This is a genomic window from Streptomyces reniochalinae, from assembly GCF_003323735.1.
GTDB classification, from domain to species: domain Bacteria; phylum Actinomycetota; class Actinomycetes; order Streptomycetales; family Streptomycetaceae; genus Streptomyces; species Streptomyces reniochalinae.
On record NZ_QOIM01000024.1, the window covers coordinates 31,986 to 50,818 of the forward strand.

Sequence of the window (18,833 nt, forward strand, 5' to 3'; positions counted from 1 at the left end):
CCCGCCCCTCCAGCACCCGAGGGTGACCCGCAGCCCCTCGGGTGCCTGTCAGCCTCTCGGGTGTTTGAGGAGCGGGGGGCCGGGGTGCGGTCTTGCAGGACGGAGTCCGGGGAAGAGCCCGGGAAACGGGAGGGGCCGGGGCCCACTCCTCCCTCTCACCGCAACCCGAGCACCAACGCGTCAGTGGGCGAAGCCCACACCGCCCGCGCCTCGGCGAAGCCGGCGTCGCGCAGCGTGGCCGCATGCCACCCCGCGTCCTGGAACTCCTCGTTGTTGTGGTCGTGCCGCACCTCGGACGGGTTCCCGAACAGGGCGAACCGCTCGGCGGCGACCTTCCCCAGCGCCGGGTCCTCGGCCAGCGCCGCCCACCAGCCGCCCCAGTCGAGGCGGCCCTCGCCCGTCCGCTGCCGCCTCCGCGTCTCCTCGTACGTGTGGACGGCGGCGTTGATCCGCGGCGTCGACTCGTCCGGCATGTGGTCGGCGTTCATGAAGACGCCGCCCTCCCGCACCAGCCCCGCCAGCTGCCCGTAGAGGGTGCGCAGCGGTTCGGTCCGCATCCAGTGGAGCGCCGTCGCGGTCAGTACGGCGTCGAAGGGGGCGTGTTCGCTCAGCGCGCCGGTCCAGTCCGGGTCGCTCAGGTCGACCGTCAGGAACCGGGCCCTTGGGTCCTCGGCGAAGGTACCGCGGGCGATGGTGAGCAGCGCGGGGTCGCGGTCGACACCGACAGTCGACGCCCGCGGCATCCGCTGGAGCAGCCGGTCCGAGATACTGCCCGTACCGCAGGCCAGGTCGAGCACCTTGGGTGCGGGGCCGACCAGGGCCTCGGTCATCTCCAGCATGACCCGGAACCGCTCCTCGCGGTCGGGCAGGTACTCCTCCTGCTGCCGGTCCCAACTGTTCTGCCAGGCCGCCCAGTCCGCCTCGGGCAGTGCGTGGGTCGTCATGACGCCCCCTCTGTCGTAATACCCTCGTAGTGGATTCAGCTGTTACCGACCATAGAACGTCCGCCGTAAGGATCACAAGTGGAACTCAACTATTACTCGGATTTGGCCGTGCGGCTGGTCAACAGCGAGCAGCCGGAGCGCGGGGAGGACACCCTCACCTCCGTCGACGCGGTGCGTGAGCTGTTCGGGTCGAACAGCGCCATGTGGCGGCGCGCCACCGAAGCGGACGTGGGCAGGCTGCGCGCCGTCCGCACCCGGCTGCGCGCCGTCTTCGCCGCCGCCTCCGAGAGTGACGAGGTGCGCGCCGTCGACCTCCTCAACGCCCTGCTGATGGAGTTCCCGACGAGTCCCCAGATCTCCGGGCACGGCGACCTGGACAGCGAGGGGCGGCCCCGCTGGCACATGCACCTGGCCGAGCAGCCCGCGAACGCGACCGCCGCCTACGCGGCCACGGCCTGCATGGGCCTTGCCTTCCACCTCACCGACCTGGGCGTGGACCGGCTGGGCATCTGCCAGGCGACGCCCTGCCGCAACGCCTACCTCGACACCTCCACCAACCGCTCCCGCCGCTACTGCTCCGACCGCTGCGCGACCCGCGCCAACGTGGCCGCCTACCGGGCACGCAAGCGGCGCGAGAGCAGCCCCGAGGGCCCCGAGGCCCCGGAAGACGCGACCGGCGCGACGGGCTGAGCGGGGGTACCGACGAGCCGACGGGTCCTAGTCCGACACCGCCGGGGCGTCGGCCCGTACGGCGGGCGGGCGCGGCCGCAGGGGTCCTGTCACCGGCCGTACCGCGGAGAAGGCCCAGCGCGCCACCGCCACGGGCGAGTGCGCCGCCCCGCGCGCAGGCCGCAGCCGCAGCCAGGCCCGCGCGACGACGAGGTCGTCCGGCACCGCGCCGAACTCGCGGCTGTCGTTGTGCACCAGCGGATTGTCGCCCCTGACCCACCAGCCACCCGGGCGCCGCTCGACCGCGCGCTTGACGATGAGCAGGTCGTGCTGGAAGGGGTGGCGCAGCACGACGATGTCCCCGGGGCGCACGGCCGCGCCGTAGGTGACCACCAGGTGGTCGCCCGGCCGCAGCGTCGGCCGCATCGAAGGGTTGTAGACCTCCGCGAGACCGATCCTCTTCAACGGCCCGCGCTGTGGCGTACCCTCCGGCATCTTCTCCGCCTCCGGTCGTCCCGGCCGCGCCACCGTGCCCGGCCCGATTACTCCACCAGATCCAGTCCGCGACTGGACTTTTGTCCTAAGCCCGTGGGGGCACACGCGAAAAGGCTTCCCACACGGAGTAATCTCGCACGTGAGAAGACGATCACGAGGAAGGATGGCTTTTATGCTCTCCCGACTGTTCGCACCGAAGGTGCGGGTCAGCGCCCATTGTGACCTGCCGTGCGGCGTCTACGACCCCGCCCAGGCCCGGATCGAGGCCGAGTCCGTGAAGGCCATTCAGGAGAAGTACCAGGCCAACGACGACCCGCACTTCCGCACCCGCGCCACCGTCATCAAGGAGGAGCGCGCGGAGCTGGCCAAGCACCACGTCTCGGTGCTGTGGAGCGACTACTTCAAGCCCCCGCACTTCGAGAAGTACCCGGAGCTTCACCAGCTGGTGAACGACACCCTCAAGGCGCTCAGCACGGCCAAGGGCTCCACCGACCCGGCCACCGGGCAGAAGGCGCTGGACTACATCGCCCAGATCGACAAGATCTTCTGGGAGACCAAGAAGGGCTGACCTCCTTCTAAGGTCCTGACCTGCGGTTTCCGCAGTGTCCGACGATCCGCACCCGGCCCGCGGGGCTCCGGCACGGAGTCCGTGACGGGCCGGGTGCGGTCGTCTTCCCCCGGCCACACGTACAGGTGCGCGTGAATCCGCAGCGTGACGACGGCGGACACGCGGCCGAGGACGACCCGCACCTGCCTCACGCCGCACCGCCCGCGATGACCGCCGTCCTTCCCTCCTCGGAGCGCGCCGCCTGGAAGCGGCAGCGCCCGGTCGCCCCCGACCCGCCCCAGGAGGACCCGCACGGGGTGGCCAGTTCGGCATCTTGTCGCTGAACGGTCAAGAGTGTTCGATGCCCGCAGCGACAGCCGCGACTCACACGGGGGACTGGCCATGGGTTCCACCAAGCGCTTAGCAGCGACAACACTGGCAACAGCGATCTCGGCAGCGACGCTGGTCGGTTGCGGAACCGAAGGAAAGATCATGGACTACGACGACGTGAGCGTCTGGTCGTCCGCGGACCCCCGGGGCCGCCAACCGATCGGCACGCTGACCACGCTGTCGAAGGTGACCGTCAAGTGCGTGGAGCGCGGCCGGGCGGACGCGAACGGAATGGGATACGGGGACACGTACAAGATCGACTTCGAGGGCGGCACGGGGTATATCGATGCGAACACCTCGATCCTGACCGACGACGGTGAACTGTCGCCCAACAGCGTGGACGAGTGCTGAACCCTGCCCGGCGGCATTCTTCCGGGCCCGGCACAGGCGGAGCCCGCCGCGCGCGGCGAGCAGGCGACGAGCTCGTCGCGCCGGCGGCATACGGCGCCGAACTGGCCGATGACGGGGAGAGGGAGGCGAGGCTGACCGCCCTCGGGCCCCACGGGGCCTGCCCGCGGCCCACAGGGCGCGGAGACCGCACCCGGCCCGCCGCCCCGCCTCGGGGGCCTGGCGGACCGGGTGCGGTCTTCGCGCGTCGCGGAATCAACTTCGGCCCATTTGGCCGAAGTCGCTCGGAACCCTGTCCGCAGAGAGGATGATGGGACTTCCGGCGGCGCGACCGCCGGGCGCACCACGGGGGCTTGGACGGCGACTCCCCGCTGGTGCGGGGGCCCGCCGCCGCGCCTATCGGCGGCGGGCCCCGAGCGGCCCGGGGCACCGCGCGATCCCCCCTCGCGCCCCGGGCCGTGCCGGTGGGGTGGTGCCGCGGTCAGCTGTTCGGTTCCCAGGGGCCGAAGGGCGGGCCGACGAGCCGGGCCTCCACGAGGTCGCGGGCCACCTGGTGGAGAGCCTGCCGGTGGGAGCGGGCGTAGGCGCGCAGCGTGCGGAACGCCTCGTCGGGGGTACTGTGCCGGCGCTCGGCGAGCATCCCCTTGGCCTGTTCGATGACGATCCGGCTGCTGAGCGCCCGCTGGAGTTCGTCGGCGCGGCGCAGCGCCGCCTGGTGCGCCAGGCCGAGCGCGCACGCCTTGGCGAGGAAGCCGAGTGCGGCATGCGTCGCCGTGTCGGGCGGGTCGTCGTCGTGGAGGTACACGACCAGCACGCCCACCAGGGCAGACCGGTCCGTCGCGGCCTGACGGGCGGGCCCGGGCCCCGGCTCGGGTACGGCCCCGCCCTCGTCCCGCAAAGGGACGGTGAGCACCGCGCGCATGCCCGCCTCGTACGCCACAGGGCCGTACCGCGGCCACCGCGCGGCATCCGTGCCGTCCAGCGGCAGCCAGGGAACCTCCGCCCCCGTGCGCAGCGTATCGGTGGCGGGCCCCTCACCGAGCGCGTGCTCCGCCTGGAGGAGCCCGGCGGCGTGGGCGCCGCAGTGACCGTGGGGCGTCGGGCCGGGTGGGGCGGTGCCCGCGAGGAGCGCGGCGGTCTCGGCGCGGTGGCCGTCACCGGCCAGCCGGCGGCCGGCGCGGGCCGCCAGCCCGGCCGGCAGCGGGCGGCAGCCGCCCGCGGCAGCCTCGTGCGCGGGGCCCGACGAGCCCGCGGGGAAGCCCCCGCGCCCGGCGCCCTGCGTACCTGAGGAAGCGGCCCCGGCCTCCGGTGCGTCCTCGCCCGGCGCCTGCGGCGGGCCGGTGGCGGGTACCCGTGCGCCGGCCAGCTCCAGCAGCGCGGCCGCCAGCTCGCGTTCGCGCGCGCCGTCGTCGGCGTACGGCTGCGGAGGGGGCGTCGGCGCGTCCGGGGCCGCCTCGTGCGCGGCCGCCGCGCTGGACCTCGGCACAGACATCCTCACTCCGGTCCTGTTCCGCTTCCTCACACCCGCCTGTCCCGGCGCTCGTTCCCGGCGCTCGTCGGCCTTCCGCACGGTCGGGACGGGACAGCGCGCGGGACGGCACGGCTCAGAACAGCGTGCACCTGTTCGCGGCGCAAGCGTCAGCGCGCTTCGATGTCGCTTGGTGGCTACCCACTTCGCGATGTGGGCTGCGGGGGCCGACCGCGCGGCCTAGCATCGAAGGTCCGGCCCGCGGCCCGAGCGAGGAGGTACGGGTGTCATGCACGACCCGGTGCGCCGCGTCAGGCTGAAGACCGCGGACCCGCAGGAGGCCGAGCACTTCCTGCGCCAGGCCTACGTGGAGCACAGACCTCGGCTCTCCGGCGACCGGGAGCGGTTCCGCTTCAACGCCTCGCTCACCCAGGCGGGCGCGGTCGGCGTGGAGCGGATCGCGCAGTCGATGGTGCTGGACGCGGAGACCGAGCCGCACGCCTGCGTGTACGTCGTCCAGGTACTGGGCGGCAGGTTCGAGATGGCGGCCGGGCGGAACGAGCTCCGCTCGGGCCCCGGCGACCTGCAGCTGTGCGACCCGTACGTGCCGACGCGGGTGAAGTGGGACAACGTACGGCTGGGAATCGTGCGCATCGGGCTGCGCGAGGTGGAGCGGATCGCGGCGGAGAGCGAGGGCACCGACGCGGCGACGAGCCGGTTCGCCCTCACCCGCCCCGTCTCGCCCGAGCGGGCCCGCTACTGGCAGGCGGTCGTCCGCCACGTCCACCACGACGTACTGGCCAACCCTGAGGCCGTGGGCAGTCCGCTGGTGCTGGCCGAGGCGACGCGGCTGCTGGCGACCGCCGCGCTGGCGACCTTCCCGCGCAGCCCCGCCGAGCGGTCCAGGCTGCCGGCCCCGAGCCGCCCAGCGCCTGCGACGCTGCGCCGCGCCTTGGACTACATCGACGCCAACGCGGCGCGCCCCATCGGCGTGGGCGACATCGCGCAGGCGGCCGGCGCCAGCCCGCGCGCGCTGCAACACGCCTTCGCGCGGCACTGCGAGACGACTCCGACCGGCTATCTGCGCGGGGTCAGGCTGGAGGCCGCGCACCGGGAGCTGAAAGCGGCCGACCCCGCCTCCGGTGTGACGGTCGCGGCGGTGGCCGCCCGCTGGGGGTTCGCCAAGGCGGGACGGTTCGCGGGTCGTTACCGTGCCAGATACGGGGTCGCCCCCAGCCACACCCTGCGCACATGAGCCGTACCCCGCGACGCGGCGGGGCGAAGGAGAACGTCATGCCGTCCGAGTACGCCCGCACCGCCGCGCGGGAGTTCTCGACCACCGATCCGCAACGCGCCCACGCCTTCCTGCGGCACGCGTACGCCGAGAACGTCATGAAGATCCACGGCAGCCGGGACGGCTTCCGGATGAGGCACACCTACGACGAGGCCGGCCCGCTGTCGGTGGCCGTGCTGAAGCACACCATGGCTGTCGAACACGTGGCGCAACCGCTGGGGCGGCTGCTGCTGGCACGGGTGCTGGACGGGCACATCGAGCGCCGTACCGGTGGTGAGACGGTGCGCGCCACGCGGGGCGACGTCTTCCTCGTGGCACGGCCCGAGGCGCCGTACACGGTCGCCTGGGAGAACGTCAGCCTCCAGCTGGTCAGCCTGGACCAGGCCGTCCTGGCGAGCGTCGCGGGGAGCGCCGCCGGGCCCGAGGTGCCCGGCGGCTTCGGCGCCGCCGACGTGCGGTTCACCGGGTGCGGGCCGCTGTCCTCGAACGCGGCCCGCTACTGCTCGAGCGTGCTGGACCTGGTGACCGCGCAGGTGGTGCCCGACGCCCGGGCCGTGTCGGAGCCGCTGGTGCTCGACAGCGCGGCACGGTCCCTGGGGGCCGCGCTGCTGACGACGTTTCCCAACACCGCGGTGGCCCGCGACGACCCGCCGGCCGCCGCCACAGGACGGACGGGTTCCGAGGCGGTCGTGCGGCGTGCCGTCGCCTATCTGGAGGCGCACGCGCACGAACCCGTCGACCTCGCCGAGGTGGCCCGCCAGTCCCGCACGACACCGCGCGCCCTCCAGCGCGCCTTCCGCGCCCGACTGGACACCAGCCCGAGCGCCCACCTGCGCCGCCTGCGGCTGGAGCGCGCCTATCAGGAGCTGGCCGCGGCCGACCCCGCGCGCGGGGAGACCGTCACGGCCGTCGCCCGCAGGTGGGGGTTCGGGCACCCGGGCCGCTTCGCCGCGGCGTGCCGCGCGGCCTACGGGCGCTCGCCGCAGGAGGTGCTGCGCGCCTGAGGGCCCGTAGGGCCCGCCCCGCAGGGCCCCGGCCGCCCGCACCACGCGGTCGCGGCCCGGGGCGTCAGCGCGGCGGGGTGAGGTCCACGGCGGGCGGGTTGAGGCGGGCGAAGGGGGCCTGACGCTGGGCCAGCCAGTGCGGGTACGGGGCGTGCCGCGCGCTCGCGCCCTCCAGCCTGGCGACCTGCTCGGGGGTGAGCCGCCAGCCCACGGCGCCGAGGTTCTGGCGCAGTTGCTCCTCGTCGCGGGCGCCGAGCACGACACTGGCCACGGTGGGGCGGCGCAACAGCCAGTTGAGCGCGACCTGGGCGACCGTGCGGCCGGTCTCCTCGGCGACCTCGTCCAGCGCGTCCACCACGCGGAAGAGCGCCTCGTCCTCGACCGGCGGTCCGAACCGTGCGGTCTCGTGCAGCCTGCTGCGCTCGGGCAGGGGCGCGCCCCGCCGGATCCTGCCCGTCAGCCGGCCCCAGCCCAACGGGCTCCAGGCCAGCGCGGCCACGCCCTGGTCGAGGCCCAGCGGCATCAGCTCGTACTCGTAGTCGCGGCCGGTCAGCGAGTAGTGGACCTGGTGGGAGACGTAGCGCGGATAGCCGTGCAGGTCGGCGGCGGCGAGGGACTTCATCAGCTGCCAGCCGGGGTAGTTGGAGGCCCCCACGTACCGCACCTTCCCGGAGCGGACCAGCTGGTCCAGGGTCGAGAGCACCTCGGCCACCGGCGTGCCCGCGTCGAAGGCGTGCAGCTGGAGCAGGTCGATGTGGTCGGTGCCCAGCCGGCGCAGCGCTTCGTCCACCCCGCGCAGCAGCCTGGAGCGTCCGGTGCCCATCTCGTCGGGGCCCTCGCCCAGCGCGCCACCGATCTTGGTGGAGATCAGCACCCGGTCCCTGCGGCCCCTCACCGCGGCGCCCAGCACCTCCTCGCTGGCTCCGGCGGAGTAGGCGTCGGCGGTGTCGAACATGGTGACGCCGTTCTCCAGGCAGATGTCCACCATGCGGCGGGCCTCGTCGGCGTCGGTGGTGCCCATGGGCCCCAAGAGGGGGCCGCTCGCCCCGAAGGAGCTGGTGCCCAGTGTCAGTTCCGGCACGTGCAGCCCGGAGTCCCCCAGCCGTCGGTACTCCACAGGTCTCTCCCTCGCTCCGTCATGATCGCCCAGTTGCTCGGGCAACCGTCCTCCACCGGGCCCGAGTTGGGCAAGACTCCCGGAAAACCGCTGGTCCGCACGGGGAGAGGCTGACAGGCTGCACGGCCATGAGCCTCGACCCCGGGCCGACCGGCCCCCGCTCCGACGCGGCGCCCGGCCACCCCGGCGCGGCGCCCGGCCCCGGCACGGCCTCCGACCCCGGCGGGGTCGACGGCGTCGTCATCAGCACGCTCGCGCAACGCCCCGAACTGACCGGGCGGCTCTACGAGATCGACGAGGACTGGCCCGCGTTCGTCGGGCACGACCCGGCCGCGAGCACACTGCTGACCTGGGTTCCCGAGCTCTTCCCCGCCTCCTGCGTGGTGGCCACCGAGGGCGACCGCGTCATCGCGCGCGGATTCGCTGTGCCCTTCGCCGCCCACGTGGACGGCAGGGAGGAGACGCCCGACGGCGGCTGGAGCCGCGTGCTGCGCTGGGCCTTCACCGACCGGTGGACGGGACGCCCCGTGACCGCGGCGAGCGCCCTGGAGATCACCGTCGACACCGGCCACCTCGGCCGCGGGCTCTCCTACCGGATGCTGGCCGCACTCCGCCGAACGGCCGCACAACAGGGCCTGCCGGCACTGCTGGCTCCGGTACGGCCGACCGCCAAGCACCTGAGGCCACGCCTGCCCATGGCCGCGTACGCCCGCGAGCGCCGCGACGACGGACTGCCGACCGACCCGTGGCTGCGCGTCCACGTACGGGCGGGCGGCACCGTGGAGTCGGTGGCTTCCGCCTCCATGACGGTGAGCGCCTCACTCGCCCGCTGGCGGGAGTGGACCGGGCTGCCCTTCGACAGGGACGGCGACGTGGAGGTCCCCGGCGCCCTGGCACCCGTCCACTGCGACCTCACCCACGACCACGCCGTCTACGTCGAACCCAACGTGTGGGTGCGTCACCGGCTGTAGGTCACCTCTCGTCGGACGCCGGGCCGAGGGGCACGGCCGGCGGGGCGGGCTCGCCCGCGGGCCGGTCCTCCGCGTGGCGCAGCCGCCACAGCGAGGTCGTCTCCGCCGCACGGGCCGCGTGCAGCGGTGCGGCGGGATCGGTCGCGCGGGCGTGCTCGGGCCGGGCGTCCAGCCGGCCCGCGACCCGGAGCCCGGCCGCCGAGACCCACTCCAGCAGTTGCTCGCGAGGGCGCAGCCCCAGGTGTTCGGCCAGGTCGGAGAGGATCAACCAGCCCTCGCCTTCCGGGGCGAGCCGCTCGCCCAGGCCGCTGAGGAAACCGCGCAGCATGCGGCTGTCGGGGTCGTAGACCGCCTGCTCCAGTACGGAGGTGGGTTTGGCGGGCAGCCAGGGCGGGTTGCACACGACGAGGTCGGCGCGGCCCGTCTCGCGGGAAGGGAACAGGTCGGCGCGTACGACCTCCACCGCCTGGGCGACGCCCAGCCGCGCCACGTTCTCGCGGGCGCAGGCCAGCGCCTGCTCGCCCACGTCCGTGGCGGTCACCCGGCCGACACCGCGCCGGGCGAGCACGGCGGCGAGGACGCCCGTCCCCGTGCCGATGTCGAATGCGGTGAGGCCGCCCGGGCCCTCGCCCCCCGGCGCCCCGCCACCGTCGGCGCCGGCTTCCGGCCTGGCGCCGGCTTCCTTCCCGGGCCCCGCTTCCGTTCCGGGCTCGGCTTCCTTCCCGGACCCGGCGCCCGCGGCGCGGGGCAGCGGGGCACGGGCGACCAGGTCGACGTATTCGCCGCGGACCGGCGAGAAGACGCCGTGGCGCGGGTGGATCCGCGCGCCGCCGAGCGCCTCGATCGGCACGCCCTTGCGCCGCCACTCGTGCGCGCCGAGCACGCCCTGGAGTTCACGCAGCGACACCAGCGTGAGCGCCCCGACGGGGCCGGGCGGGGCGCCGTACGCCTCGACGCACGCCTCCCCCACCCGCGGTGCCCGGCGCAGCGGCACGGCCCAGGACCCGTCGGCCGCCGTCTCCAACGGGACCAGCAGCATGCCCAGGACGCGGGCGCGGCGGGTGCGCGCCTGGCGGTAGAGGTGGAAGCTCTCGCGGGGCGTGGCCCCCTGCTTGGGCGGCTTGCGATCCACGCGGCGGCCGAGCGCGGCCAGCAGCTGGCGGGCGCCGTGGTAGTCGCCGCGCCACAGCAGCGCGGTGCCCTCGCAGACGAGTTTGTAGGCGAGGTCGGCAGCCATCCGGTCGTCGGCCACGGCCACCCGGCGCGGTGCCCGGGCCCCGCTCCCGGAGCGCCACGCGGCCGTGCGCCACGCCCCGTCCTCGTCCCAGCCGACGGCGTCGGTCCGGCCGATGTCTCCCGTCCGGCCGCCTTCGTCGGTCCGGCCCACGGCGTCGTCCTGGCCGGCGGACTCGGCCCGGCCCACGGCGCCGGTCCGGCCCGCGGCGTCCTCGTGGCTGCCGGACTCGGTCCGGCTTCCCGCGCCGGCCTCGCTTCGTGCGTTCACCGGGCAAACCCTAGCCGCGCCCGCCGACAGCCCCGGCGCCGTACCGGCCGACGACCCCGGTCCCGCGCCTCCTCGCCGGCGACGCCCGGGGGTCCGCCGGACAGCCACGCGAACGTGTGAAATGCCGCCCCGGCCCCGGGCACCGCGTCCGGCGCCTCGGGGAACCCGCCGATCACGGCATACGTTGAGCGGGATACCGGACGCACCGGACCGGCACGCACACCACGGAGGCAGGACCATGGCAGGCTTTCTCGACCGCGCCAAGGAGCAGGCCCAGCGGGGGCTCGCGCAGGGCAAGGAGAAGATGGAGGAGGTCCAGGCCCAGCGCACGGGCAACGACCTGCTGCGCCGCCTGGGAGCCGCTTACTACGCGGAGCAGCGCGGCACCGGCTCGCCCCAGGAGGTCCAGCAGGCCCTCGCCGCCGTCCAGGAGCACGTCGCGCAGAACGGCGACGGCTTCCTCAAGAGCAGCTGACGCCAAAGGCAGCTGACGCCAAGGGCGGCTGACGCCCCACGGGAGGGCCGCGCGAGGGCGGCCCTCCCCTCGGCTCAGCCGAAGCGCACGCGGTGGAGCATCAGCAGTGCGGCCGCCATGTTCGCCGCGGGCACCTCGCCGGCGGCGATCATGTCGGGCACCTCCTTGAGCGGGACCCACTCCCGCTTCTCGGACTCGAAGTCGTCCTCGGGCGGGCCGAGGTATTCGGCGCTGGGCGACCAGTAGATGTGGTGCCGCGCGTCGGTCAGCCCGTTGGACGGTTCGACGGTCATCAGGTGGTGGAGCGGCCCGGGACGCCAGCCCGTCTCCTCCACCATCTCGCGGGCGGCGGCCCGCGGCAGGTCCTCGCCGTCCTCGACGACGCCGGCCGCCAGTTCCCACCCCCAGCTGTCCGTGACGAAGCGGTGCCGCCACAGCAGCAGCACCTCGTTGCGCTCGTTGACGGCGGTGGCCATGGCGACGGGGCGCAGCCGGATCAGGTAGTGATCCAGGTGGCGCCCGTCGGGCAGTTCGACATCCGCCAGATTCACCCGAAGCCACTGGTTCTCGTACACAGTGTGTTCACCCAGGTTCTTCCATCGCACGTGATGTGCCCCCTTCCCGACGGAGGTTGGGCACATCCCAGCATGGCGCGCGCTCCCACTGACAGGGGCGCTCGGCGCGCCCGGTGCCTAGAACGGCACGCTCAGCGAGTCCTCGATGAGCTTCGCGGCTTCGGCCGCCGAGGTCCCGGGGTGCTGTGCCAGGCGCTTTTTGACCCTGCGCATGCGCCCGCGCAGGCGCTGCGACTCGATGCCCTGCGCGGTGTCCACCATCTGGGCCGCTGTGGCTGCCGCGCGCTCCGGCTCTCCGGCGTGCAGGGCCACGTCGGTGAGGGTGGCGAGCCGGTTGACGCGGCCGCGGACGTGCGCGGGCGCACGCGCCGCCTCCTGGGCGTAGCCGGCGGCGGCGGACAGCTCGCCGAGGAGGAGCAGCGCCTCGGCCAGCCGGACCTCGACCAGGCCAGGTTGGACGTAGCCGGTCTCCTCGGGTTCCTCAGCGGGCCGGATGCGCTGGGAGTACGTCTCGGCACTGCGCATGCAGGTGTGGGCCCCGCGCCGGTCGCCGAGCCGTGCGTAGGCGCCGGCCTGCATCGCGTACAGATCCGTGGCGAGCGCGGGGCTGATGCGCGGGCCCAGAGTGCGCAGGACGGCCTCGGCGCAGGCGAGTGCGTGCCGGGTGTCGGAGAGGAAGAGGGCCTGGTTGACCAGGAGGGCGACGACGTAGCCGCCGAAGAGCCGGTCGCCCGAGGCCTTGCCGAGCCGGAGCGCCTGGTGGAAGTAGCGCTGTGCCAGTCCCTGTGCGTCGGCGTCGTAGGCGCAGATGCCGCTGATGGCGGCCAGCGATCCGGCTGCCCGGTGGAGCCGCCGTCCTGTCGCGTCGTCGTAGCTGCCGCGCAGGAGGGGGGCGACCTCGCCGTTGAGGAAGCCGACGACGCGTGACCTGGTGGCGACGCCGCCGGCGTTGCGGTACAGGTGCTCGTAGTGGCTGCGGGCCGCGTGCAGCACGGTGACGTCCGCGCCGGTGACCTCGACGCCGCCTGTGGTGCGGGAGACGTCCAGGTCCTCGGGCGGGTTCTCCCATTCCCACACCGGTGCGACGGCCGCTGCTCCGGTCAGCAGAGTGGGGCCTGGCCAGTCGCCGTGCACCTGGTCGGAGCGCCACAGGGAGGCGGCGCGCTCCACGAACCGGCCGAGTCCGGGCCCTTCGGGTCCCGTCGGGGTGCCGAGGGTGCGTCCTGCCGCTGCGACATCCATACCGATGTCACTGAGGGTGAGGGTCCTGCCGAGTTGGCGGCCGAGTACCTCGCAGATCAACTCGGGGACCCTGCCGCGCGGCCGCTGTCCCTTGAGCCAGCGCGCCACGGCCGTGTGGTCGTAACGCAGAGTGAGATGTGCGTGGGTTCCTAATCGGTTGACTCTCGCCGCGAGTCCGGCCCGCGACATCCCTGACTGGTCAAGGAGCGCGTCCAGTTGACTGTTGGGCTCCATTACCGCCCTCCGTCGTCCAACGTGTTGTTTCGCAGAGTAACGGACTTGCTTTCACACGGGGTGTGAAAGCACCACGCAGCCGTGCGTCCGGCACATGCTCCCCAAGCCGCGAGCGGCGCGCTTACCTGAAGACGTCCGCGTGCATGACAGCACAGTCAGCACACGGAGAGCTACGGAAGAGCATCGTCGGATTCCGGAAATGAGGCAGAACGATGAACGACCCCATCCGGCTCGTCCTCGGGAGGGGCCATGTGTCCCTCTGACCCCGTACGTGTCACGGCACAACCGGGACCCCGGCCCCGTGGCCGCACTCCGAACGGGGCGCTGCGCGCCCTGTTGGAGGAGACCGAGTGGACGCAGGCGGCGTTCGCGCGTGCGCTGGCTCGTCTCGGCGCCGAGGTCGGTGTCCACCTTCGGTACGACAGGACTTCAGTCGCCCACTGGCTGCGCGGCAGCCGCCCCGACCCACGGGTGCAGCACCTGATGGCGGAGGCGCTCTCCCGCCGCCTGGGACGCCGCGTCACCGTCGCGGAACTGGGCATGCGACCCGGTGCCGCCGGCGCGCGGGCAGGGCGCGCGGCCGCGGGAGAACGCTCGGGCGGTGCGGACGGCGACGACGAGGCGTCCGATCCCTTTGGGGCGCCCCGGAGGCCGCAGGGCACCGGGGACCCGACGGAGCCCGAACACGCCTTCGGGCTCGGTCAGGCCGGTGACGCCGGGCATCCGCGGAACGCCAGAGCGCACCCCGTGGACGTCCGCCTCTTCGGCCTCACGAGGCCCTCCCACGTCGCCGACCAACTCACCGCGCTGACGGCGCCCGTGGTGCCGCCGCCCCGCGCGGACAGCCCTCCACCGGCGCCGTACACGCTGCGGCTGCTGACGGAGACGGTGCGCTCGCCCTCGCCCCGGGACGGGGAGGTGCCCGAGGGCGCACCGGGCGCGCCCGTGCCCGCGCCGCTGCCCGGCGCACGCAACACCTGCACCGCGCGCGGCTCGCGCCCCACGAGCCGCACCGGGCCCGGGGAGGTGGCCTCCGTCCACGAACACGCCAGGTTCTTCGCGCTCCAGGCGGACCGGCACGGCGGGGGCCACATCAGGACCTCGCTGGCCGCCTTCCTCTCCGGACTGGTGAGCTCCCTGCGCACCGGTGAGGAGGGGGTGCACCAGCGGGGCATGCAGGCAGGCGCGGCGCGGCTCAGCTTCCTGCTGGCCCGCGTCTACGCCGACGAGCAGCGGCACGGGCTGGCCCAGCGCGCCTTCCTCACCGCGGCCGAGCTCGCCGAGGATGCCGCCGACCCGGACGGCGTCGCGCTGGCCCGGCGCGCCCTCAGCTCCCAGGCCCACCAGTTGGGCCACCCCCGGGTCAGCCTCGCGCTGGCCGAAGCGGCGCTGGCGGCGGCGCCGGCCGACGCCGACCCCTCGACCCGCGCGTTCCTGTACGCGGGGCTGGCCGTCGCCGGTGCGGCCGACGGCGACCGGCGGCGGGCACTGGAGGCGATGGCGCGGGCGGAACGCCAGCTGGCCCGCGCCCCCGCGGACCTGACGACCGGACCTGAGAGCCCCAGCGGCGAACCGGTGGGCACCTACCGGCACGCGGCGCTGCTCTACCAGTCCAGCCAGATGCGGACCGCGCTGGGCGACCGCGACGGCGCGATCCGGGACCTGCGCGCCTCCTTGCACGCACGCCCCGCGGACGAGCTGCGCTCACGCGCCCTGTGCCGGGCCGAGCTGGCCGAACTGCTGCTGTCGCGAGGCCGCCTGGAGGAGGCCTGCGCCGCCTGGAGCAGCTTCCTGGCGGAGTCGGCGCAGGTCCACTCGGGCCGGGTGCGGGCCGCGCGTGCGCGCATCCCGGGACTCCTGCGTCCGTACGGGCGCGACGCCGGGGTGCGCTCACTCCTCGCACAGGCGAGCCCACCGAGCGGTACCGGATCCTCCGGCTAGAAGCGGCCCGATTCGGGGTATGAGCCCAAGGGACACAGTCGGCGCCGCGGTGCCTGGCACCTCACCGGCGCACGGCGGCACCATCCGTGACGTGACACAGCAGACGGGGGCGAGATGGCCACACCCATCACAGCGGCCGCTTTCGTCCAGGCCCTCGAAAAGGAGGGCGTGACGGTCGAAGAGGTACGCGACTGGCGCAACCACAACCGCAACGGGCAGGGCCCGTGGGGCCCGGTGCACGGCATCATGATCCACCACACCGCCACCAGCGGTGCGAAGGAGACGGTCGATCTGATCTACGACGGACGGTCGCAGCTGCCGGGCCCCCTCGCCCACGGCTGCGTCACCAAGGACGGCACCGTCCACCTGACCGGCCACGGCCGGGCCAACCACGCGGGCTCCGGCGATGACGACGTGCTCCGCGCCGTCATCGCCGAGCGGACCACCCCCGCGCCGAACCAGCAGAACACCGACGGGAACCGGTACTTCTACGGTTTCGAGTGCGAGAACCTCGGCGACGGCAAGGACCCCTGGCCCGACGAGCAGCTGGACGCCATCGAGCGGGCGGCGGCGGCCCTGTGCCGCCACCACGGCTGGGGCGCCCGCTCGGTCATCGGCCACCTGGAGTGGACGGACCAGAAGGTCGACCCGCGCGGTTTCACCATGGACGAGCTGCGGAAGCGGATCGCCGCCCGGCTCAAGTGAGGTTCCCCGCCGGGCAGGGCGGACGCGGGTGGTGTCCACAATGGAGGGGTGGCACCCGAGTCCGCCCCCGGCGCTGATCCCCTCGACGCGCTCGCTCCGCGTCTTCCCTCCCCTCTCCAGGAGGTCGAGGACGAGCGGTTCGCGCGGCGGGGGGTGCGGCTGCTCCTCAAACGGGACGACCTCATCCACCCCGCACTCGCGGGTAACAAGTGGCGCAAACTCGCCCCCAATCTGCGCGCTGTGGCCGAGACCGGTCACCGCACCCTGCTGACCTTCGGGGGCGCCTACTCCAACCACCTGCGGGCCACCGCGGCCGCCGGGCGGCTGCTCGGGCTCCGCACGGTCGGGGTGGTGCGCGGCCACGAGCTGGCCGGCCGGCCGCTCAATCCGTCGCTGGCCCGCTGCGCCGAGGACGGCATGCTGCTGCACTTCGTCCCGCGCTCCGTCTACCGCCGGCGTGCGGAGCCCGCGTTCCACCAGGAGCTGCACAGGCGGTTCGGGCGGTGCGCCGTCGTCCCCGAGGGCGGCAGCAACGCGGCGGCCGTACGCGGCTGCGTCCTGCTGGGCGAGGAGTTGCGCGGGCGCACCGACGTGGCGGCCGTCGCCTGCGGCACCGGTGGCACTCTGGCCGGCATGGCGGCCGGTCTTCGCGCAGGTCAGCGCGGTCTCGGTGTGCCCGTACTGAAGGGCGGGTTCCTGGGCGGCGAGGTCCGCGCGCTCCAGCGTGCGGCCTTCGGCGGGCCGCGTGGTGACTGGCGGCTGGAGGAGCGTTTCCACGAGGGCGGCTACGCGAAGGTGAGCGCGCGGCTCGCCGACTTCGCGGAGGACTTCTCCGCACGGCACGAGCTGCCCCCGCTGGAGACGGTCTACGTGGCCAAGCTGCTCCTCGCCCTCACCACGCTCACGGAAGAGGGTGCCTTCACCCCGGGGAGCACCGTGACGGCCGTCGTGACCGGACCCTCGTGGAGCCCGATTCGGTGACACGGAGTGAGAAGGATCATCACCCTTCGTGAGCGATCACTCACCGGCCCCTCGGCCGTTCTTACGTTCCGTAGTCGGTACGGTCGCCCCTCGCGCCACACGGATTCACGGCCGGGTCACCCACAGGGGCGGGTTTCGGCCCTTGTCCGAGGGTGTGCTTCCAGGGGCTATGAACGCAACGCGTGACGGGTATTGACTTGGCAGGCCCTCTCATCGGCGCCTCCTGGCCCGCCCTCGGGCACCCAGGGTGTTCGCCGGGCGTGAGGGCCTGGCCCGGGACAGTCGCTCGCGACGGGTCCGGGCGCCAACACAGCGTAATCACAGAGGAATTGGGGTCCTCAACCCCTAGCCACAGAAAGTACCCATGTGTTTACTATGGGTGACGCTCGCGGGTTGAGGCGGCGACGATCAGTGCGTGCGGCATCGTGACACGGATCGCGATAGCGTCGCTGACGAAACGAACCAACAGCCGCGTCGGCCGCGAGGCCCAACCGGCTCGTGTCACCTTGGAGGTGAGGGTGTCCCAGATCGCAGGCGACCCCGCGTCGCAGGACTTCGTCGAGGTCCGGCTGCCGGCCGCGGGTGCCTATCTGTCGGTGCTGCGGACGGCCACCGCCGGGCTCGCGGCCCGCTTGGACTTCACCCTCGACGAGATCGAGGATCTGCGGATCGCTGTGGACGAGGCGTGCGCGATCCTGCTCCAGCAGGCCGTCCCCGGCTCCGTGCTCAGTTGTGTCTTCCAGCTCGTCGGCGACTCGCTGCACGTCACCGTCTCGGCGCCGACGACCGATGGCCGGGCACCCGAACGCGACACCTTCGCGTGGACGGTGCTCTCGGCCCTGGCCGGTGAGGTGGGTTCAGCAGTGTCGGATGACCGTACGGTGAGCATCAGCCTGCACAAGAAGCGCGGTGCGGGGCCCGGGGCGTCGTGACCGAGCACGAGGCAAGTCAGACGTGGTCAGGCCGCCCGGGGGCGGTCTCCCGGGGCATTCCCGAGCAACAGCCCCGTCCGCACCCGGCCGACCCCAGCATGCAGCGACCCAGGCAGGCGAAGCGGGCGGACGCTATGAACCAGCAGCAGCACGAGCGGCGTGGGCGGGCGGCCCACGGCGACTCCCGCGGGCTCGACCCGCAGGATCGCGACGGCGCGCGCGCCCTGTTCATCGAACTGCGCAAGCTGCCGGACGGGCCCGAGCGCGCCGAGCTGCGCAATCAGCTGGTACGCATGCACCTGCCCCTGGTCGAGCACCTGGCCCGCCGGTTCCGCAACCGCGGCGAGCCGCTGGATGACCTGACGCAGGTCGCGACGATCGGCCTGATCAAATCGGTCGACCGTTTCGACCCGGAGCGCGGCGTCGAGTTCTCGACGTACGCGACACCCACGGTCGTCGGCGAGATCAAACGCCACTTCCGTGACAAGGGCTGGGCCGTGCGCGTGCCCCGCCGCCTCCAGGAGCTGCGGCTGTCGCTCACCTCCGCGACCGCCGAGCTCTCCCAACAGCACGGGCGCGCCCCGACGGTCCACGAGCTGGCCCAGCGGTTGAAGATCTCGGAGGAGGAGGTGCTGGAAGGGCTGGAATCGGCCAACGCCTACAGCACCCTCTCGCTCGACGTGCCCGACACCGACGACGAGTCGCCGGCCGTCGCCGACACCCTCGGCGCCGAGGACGACGCGCTGGAGGGCGTCGAGTACCGCGAATCGCTCAAACCGCTCCTGGAGGAGCTGCCGCCGCGGGAGAAGAAGATCCTGCTGCTGCGGTTCTTCGGGAACATGACCCAGTCGCAGATCGCCCAGGAGGTCGGCATCTCGCAGATGCACGTCTCCAGGCTCCTCGCGCGGACCCTGGCCCAGCTCCGTGACCGCCTGCTGGTGGAGGAGTGACCCCTTCCCCCGTCACTTCCCCGCCCCGAACCGGGGGCTCCGTCCCC

20 protein-coding genes are annotated in these 18,833 nt (G+C 73.6%); 13 read left to right on the top strand and 7 right to left on the bottom strand.

The genetic code is table 11. The annotated features are described in order from the left end of the window. Positions 1-155 precede the first annotated feature (155 nt). Positions 156-944, bottom strand: coding sequence for a class I SAM-dependent methyltransferase (locus DQ392_RS05595; RefSeq protein ID WP_114014363.1), 789 nt, complete (start codon positions 942-944; stop codon positions 156-158). Between the two features lie 78 nt (positions 945-1,022). On the opposite strand from DQ392_RS05595, the gene DQ392_RS05600 reads away from it, so the two are divergent. After that, complete coding sequence (locus DQ392_RS05600) at positions 1,023-1,634, top strand: CGNR zinc finger domain-containing protein (protein ID WP_114014364.1); 612 nt, start codon at positions 1,023-1,025, stop codon at positions 1,632-1,634. A 27-nt stretch (positions 1,635-1,661) separates the two neighbouring features. Here the strand turns inward: DQ392_RS05600 and sodX are convergent, their stop codons facing one another. Next, positions 1,662-2,108 (bottom strand): nickel-type superoxide dismutase maturation protease, encoded by a 447-nt coding sequence (gene sodX / locus DQ392_RS05605; protein ID WP_114014365.1) that lies wholly within the window; start codon positions 2,106-2,108, stop codon positions 1,662-1,664. A gap of 172 nt (positions 2,109-2,280) precedes the next feature. On the opposite strand from sodX, the gene sodN reads away from it, so the two are divergent. The 3 genes from sodN to DQ392_RS05615 all read left to right on the top strand — a co-directional run bounded on the left by sodN (position 2,281) and on the right by DQ392_RS05615 (position 3,396). Beyond that, a complete protein-coding gene (sodN, locus tag DQ392_RS05610) occupies positions 2,281-2,676 on the top strand; it encodes a superoxide dismutase, Ni (protein ID WP_027735690.1) in 396 nt (131 codons plus the stop codon). Positions 2,677-2,807: 131 nt separating this feature from the next. Beyond that, entirely contained in the window at positions 2,808-2,999 is a 192-nt protein-coding gene (locus tag DQ392_RS34000) for a hypothetical protein (protein ID WP_147266493.1), read from the top strand. A gap of 148 nt (positions 3,000-3,147) precedes the next feature. Further along, complete coding sequence (locus DQ392_RS05615) at positions 3,148-3,396, top strand: hypothetical protein (protein WP_114014366.1); 249 nt, start codon at positions 3,148-3,150, stop codon at positions 3,394-3,396. A 478-nt stretch (positions 3,397-3,874) separates the two neighbouring features. Here the strand turns inward: DQ392_RS05615 and DQ392_RS35065 are convergent, their stop codons facing one another. Further along, the gene (locus DQ392_RS35065) at positions 3,875-4,885 is read right to left on the bottom strand and encodes an ANTAR domain-containing protein (RefSeq protein ID WP_245981204.1); all 1,011 of its coding nucleotides are present in this window, start codon (positions 4,883-4,885) and stop codon (positions 3,875-3,877) included. Positions 4,886-5,150: 265 nt separating this feature from the next. On the opposite strand from DQ392_RS35065, the gene DQ392_RS05625 reads away from it, so the two are divergent. Next, entirely contained in the window at positions 5,151-6,116 is a 966-nt protein-coding gene (locus DQ392_RS05625; RefSeq protein WP_114014367.1) for an AraC family transcriptional regulator, read from the top strand. Next, complete coding sequence (locus tag DQ392_RS05630; RefSeq protein ID WP_147266494.1) at positions 6,113-7,159, top strand: AraC family transcriptional regulator; 1,047 nt, start codon at positions 6,113-6,115, stop codon at positions 7,157-7,159. The genes DQ392_RS05625 and DQ392_RS05630 overlap by 4 nt, the downstream gene beginning before the upstream one ends. A 64-nt stretch (positions 7,160-7,223) precedes the next feature. Here the strand turns inward: DQ392_RS05630 and DQ392_RS05635 are convergent, their stop codons facing one another. Beyond that, complete coding sequence (locus DQ392_RS05635) at positions 7,224-8,276, bottom strand: aldo/keto reductase (protein ID WP_114014369.1); 1,053 nt, start codon at positions 8,274-8,276, stop codon at positions 7,224-7,226. Between the two features lie 128 nt (positions 8,277-8,404). Between DQ392_RS05635 and DQ392_RS05640 the strand changes: the two genes are divergently transcribed. Next, on the top strand, positions 8,405-9,247 hold the full coding sequence (locus DQ392_RS05640; protein WP_245981205.1) for an N-acetyltransferase: 843 nt from the start codon (positions 8,405-8,407) through the stop codon (positions 9,245-9,247). A 1-nt stretch (position 9,248) separates the two neighbouring features. Here DQ392_RS05640 and DQ392_RS05645 read toward each other — a convergent pair whose 3' ends face one another. Next, a complete protein-coding gene (locus tag DQ392_RS05645) occupies positions 9,249-10,598 on the bottom strand; it encodes a N5-glutamine methyltransferase family protein (protein ID WP_114014536.1) in 1,350 nt (449 codons plus the stop codon). A 391-nt stretch (positions 10,599-10,989) separates the two neighbouring features. Here DQ392_RS05645 and DQ392_RS05650 point away from each other — a divergent pair, with 391 nt between their 5' ends. Continuing rightward, positions 10,990-11,226, top strand: a complete 237-nt coding sequence (locus tag DQ392_RS05650) for a hypothetical protein (protein ID WP_114014370.1) — start codon at positions 10,990-10,992, stop codon at positions 11,224-11,226. A 74-nt stretch (positions 11,227-11,300) separates the two neighbouring features. Here the strand turns inward: DQ392_RS05650 and DQ392_RS05655 are convergent, their stop codons facing one another. Next, the gene (locus tag DQ392_RS05655; RefSeq protein ID WP_114014371.1) at positions 11,301-11,831 is read right to left on the bottom strand and encodes an NUDIX hydrolase; all 531 of its coding nucleotides are present in this window, start codon (positions 11,829-11,831) and stop codon (positions 11,301-11,303) included. 87 nt (positions 11,832-11,918) lie between these two features. After that, entirely contained in the window at positions 11,919-13,277 is a 1,359-nt protein-coding gene (locus tag DQ392_RS05660; protein ID WP_114014372.1) for an NsdA family TPR-like regulatory protein, read from the bottom strand. A gap of 249 nt (positions 13,278-13,526) precedes the next feature. On the opposite strand from DQ392_RS05660, the gene DQ392_RS05665 reads away from it, so the two are divergent. The 5 genes from DQ392_RS05665 (at position 13,527) to DQ392_RS05685 (ending at position 18,786) form a co-directional block, all read left to right on the top strand. Next, entirely contained in the window at positions 13,527-15,218 is a 1,692-nt protein-coding gene (locus DQ392_RS05665) for an NsdA family TPR-like regulatory protein (RefSeq protein ID WP_114014373.1), read from the top strand. 114 nt (positions 15,219-15,332) lie between these two features. Continuing rightward, on the top strand, positions 15,333-15,923 hold the full coding sequence (locus tag DQ392_RS05670; protein WP_114014374.1) for an N-acetylmuramoyl-L-alanine amidase: 591 nt from the start codon (positions 15,333-15,335) through the stop codon (positions 15,921-15,923). A gap of 48 nt (positions 15,924-15,971) precedes the next feature. Next, positions 15,972-16,904, top strand: a complete 933-nt coding sequence (locus tag DQ392_RS05675; protein WP_114014375.1) for a 1-aminocyclopropane-1-carboxylate deaminase/D-cysteine desulfhydrase — start codon at positions 15,972-15,974, stop codon at positions 16,902-16,904. Positions 16,905-17,422: 518 nt separating this feature from the next. Next, positions 17,423-17,836 (top strand): ATP-binding protein, encoded by a 414-nt coding sequence (locus tag DQ392_RS05680; protein WP_027735701.1) that lies wholly within the window; start codon positions 17,423-17,425, stop codon positions 17,834-17,836. Next, positions 17,833-18,786: an RNA polymerase sigma factor SigF gene (locus DQ392_RS05685; RefSeq protein WP_114014376.1), complete on the top strand. Its 954-nt coding sequence runs from the start codon at positions 17,833-17,835 to the stop codon at positions 18,784-18,786. The genes DQ392_RS05680 and DQ392_RS05685 overlap by 4 nt, the downstream gene beginning before the upstream one ends. Positions 18,787-18,833 lie beyond the last annotated feature (47 nt).

What these genes read in the sequence shown, in the direction of transcription:
- DQ392_RS05595 (WP_114014363.1), bottom strand. Translation starts at nt 944, where the DNA reads ATGACGACCCACGCACTGCCCGAGGCGGACTGGGCGGCCTGGCAGAAC.
- DQ392_RS05670 (WP_114014374.1), top strand. Translation starts at nt 15,333, where the DNA reads ATGGCCACACCCATCACAGCGGCCGCTTTCGTCCAGGCCCTCGAAAAG.
- DQ392_RS05630 (WP_147266494.1), top strand. Translation starts at nt 6,113, where the DNA reads ATGAGCCGTACCCCGCGACGCGGCGGGGCGAAGGAGAACGTCATGCCG.
- DQ392_RS05640 (WP_245981205.1), top strand. Translation starts at nt 8,405, where the DNA reads ATGAGCCTCGACCCCGGGCCGACCGGCCCCCGCTCCGACGCGGCGCCC.
- DQ392_RS05660 (WP_114014372.1), bottom strand. Translation starts at nt 13,277, where the DNA reads ATGGAGCCCAACAGTCAACTGGACGCGCTCCTTGACCAGTCAGGGATG.
- DQ392_RS05625 (WP_114014367.1), top strand. Translation starts at nt 5,151, where the DNA reads ATGCACGACCCGGTGCGCCGCGTCAGGCTGAAGACCGCGGACCCGCAG.
- sodX (WP_114014365.1), bottom strand. Translation starts at nt 2,108, where the DNA reads ATGCCGGAGGGTACGCCACAGCGCGGGCCGTTGAAGAGGATCGGTCTC.
- DQ392_RS05615 (WP_114014366.1), top strand. Translation starts at nt 3,148, where the DNA reads ATGGACTACGACGACGTGAGCGTCTGGTCGTCCGCGGACCCCCGGGGC.
- DQ392_RS35065 (WP_245981204.1), bottom strand. Translation starts at nt 4,885, where the DNA reads ATGTCTGTGCCGAGGTCCAGCGCGGCGGCCGCGCACGAGGCGGCCCCG.
- DQ392_RS05650 (WP_114014370.1), top strand. Translation starts at nt 10,990, where the DNA reads ATGGCAGGCTTTCTCGACCGCGCCAAGGAGCAGGCCCAGCGGGGGCTC.
- sodN (WP_027735690.1), top strand. Translation starts at nt 2,281, where the DNA reads ATGCTCTCCCGACTGTTCGCACCGAAGGTGCGGGTCAGCGCCCATTGT.
- DQ392_RS05665 (WP_114014373.1), top strand. Translation starts at nt 13,527, where the DNA reads ATGTGTCCCTCTGACCCCGTACGTGTCACGGCACAACCGGGACCCCGG.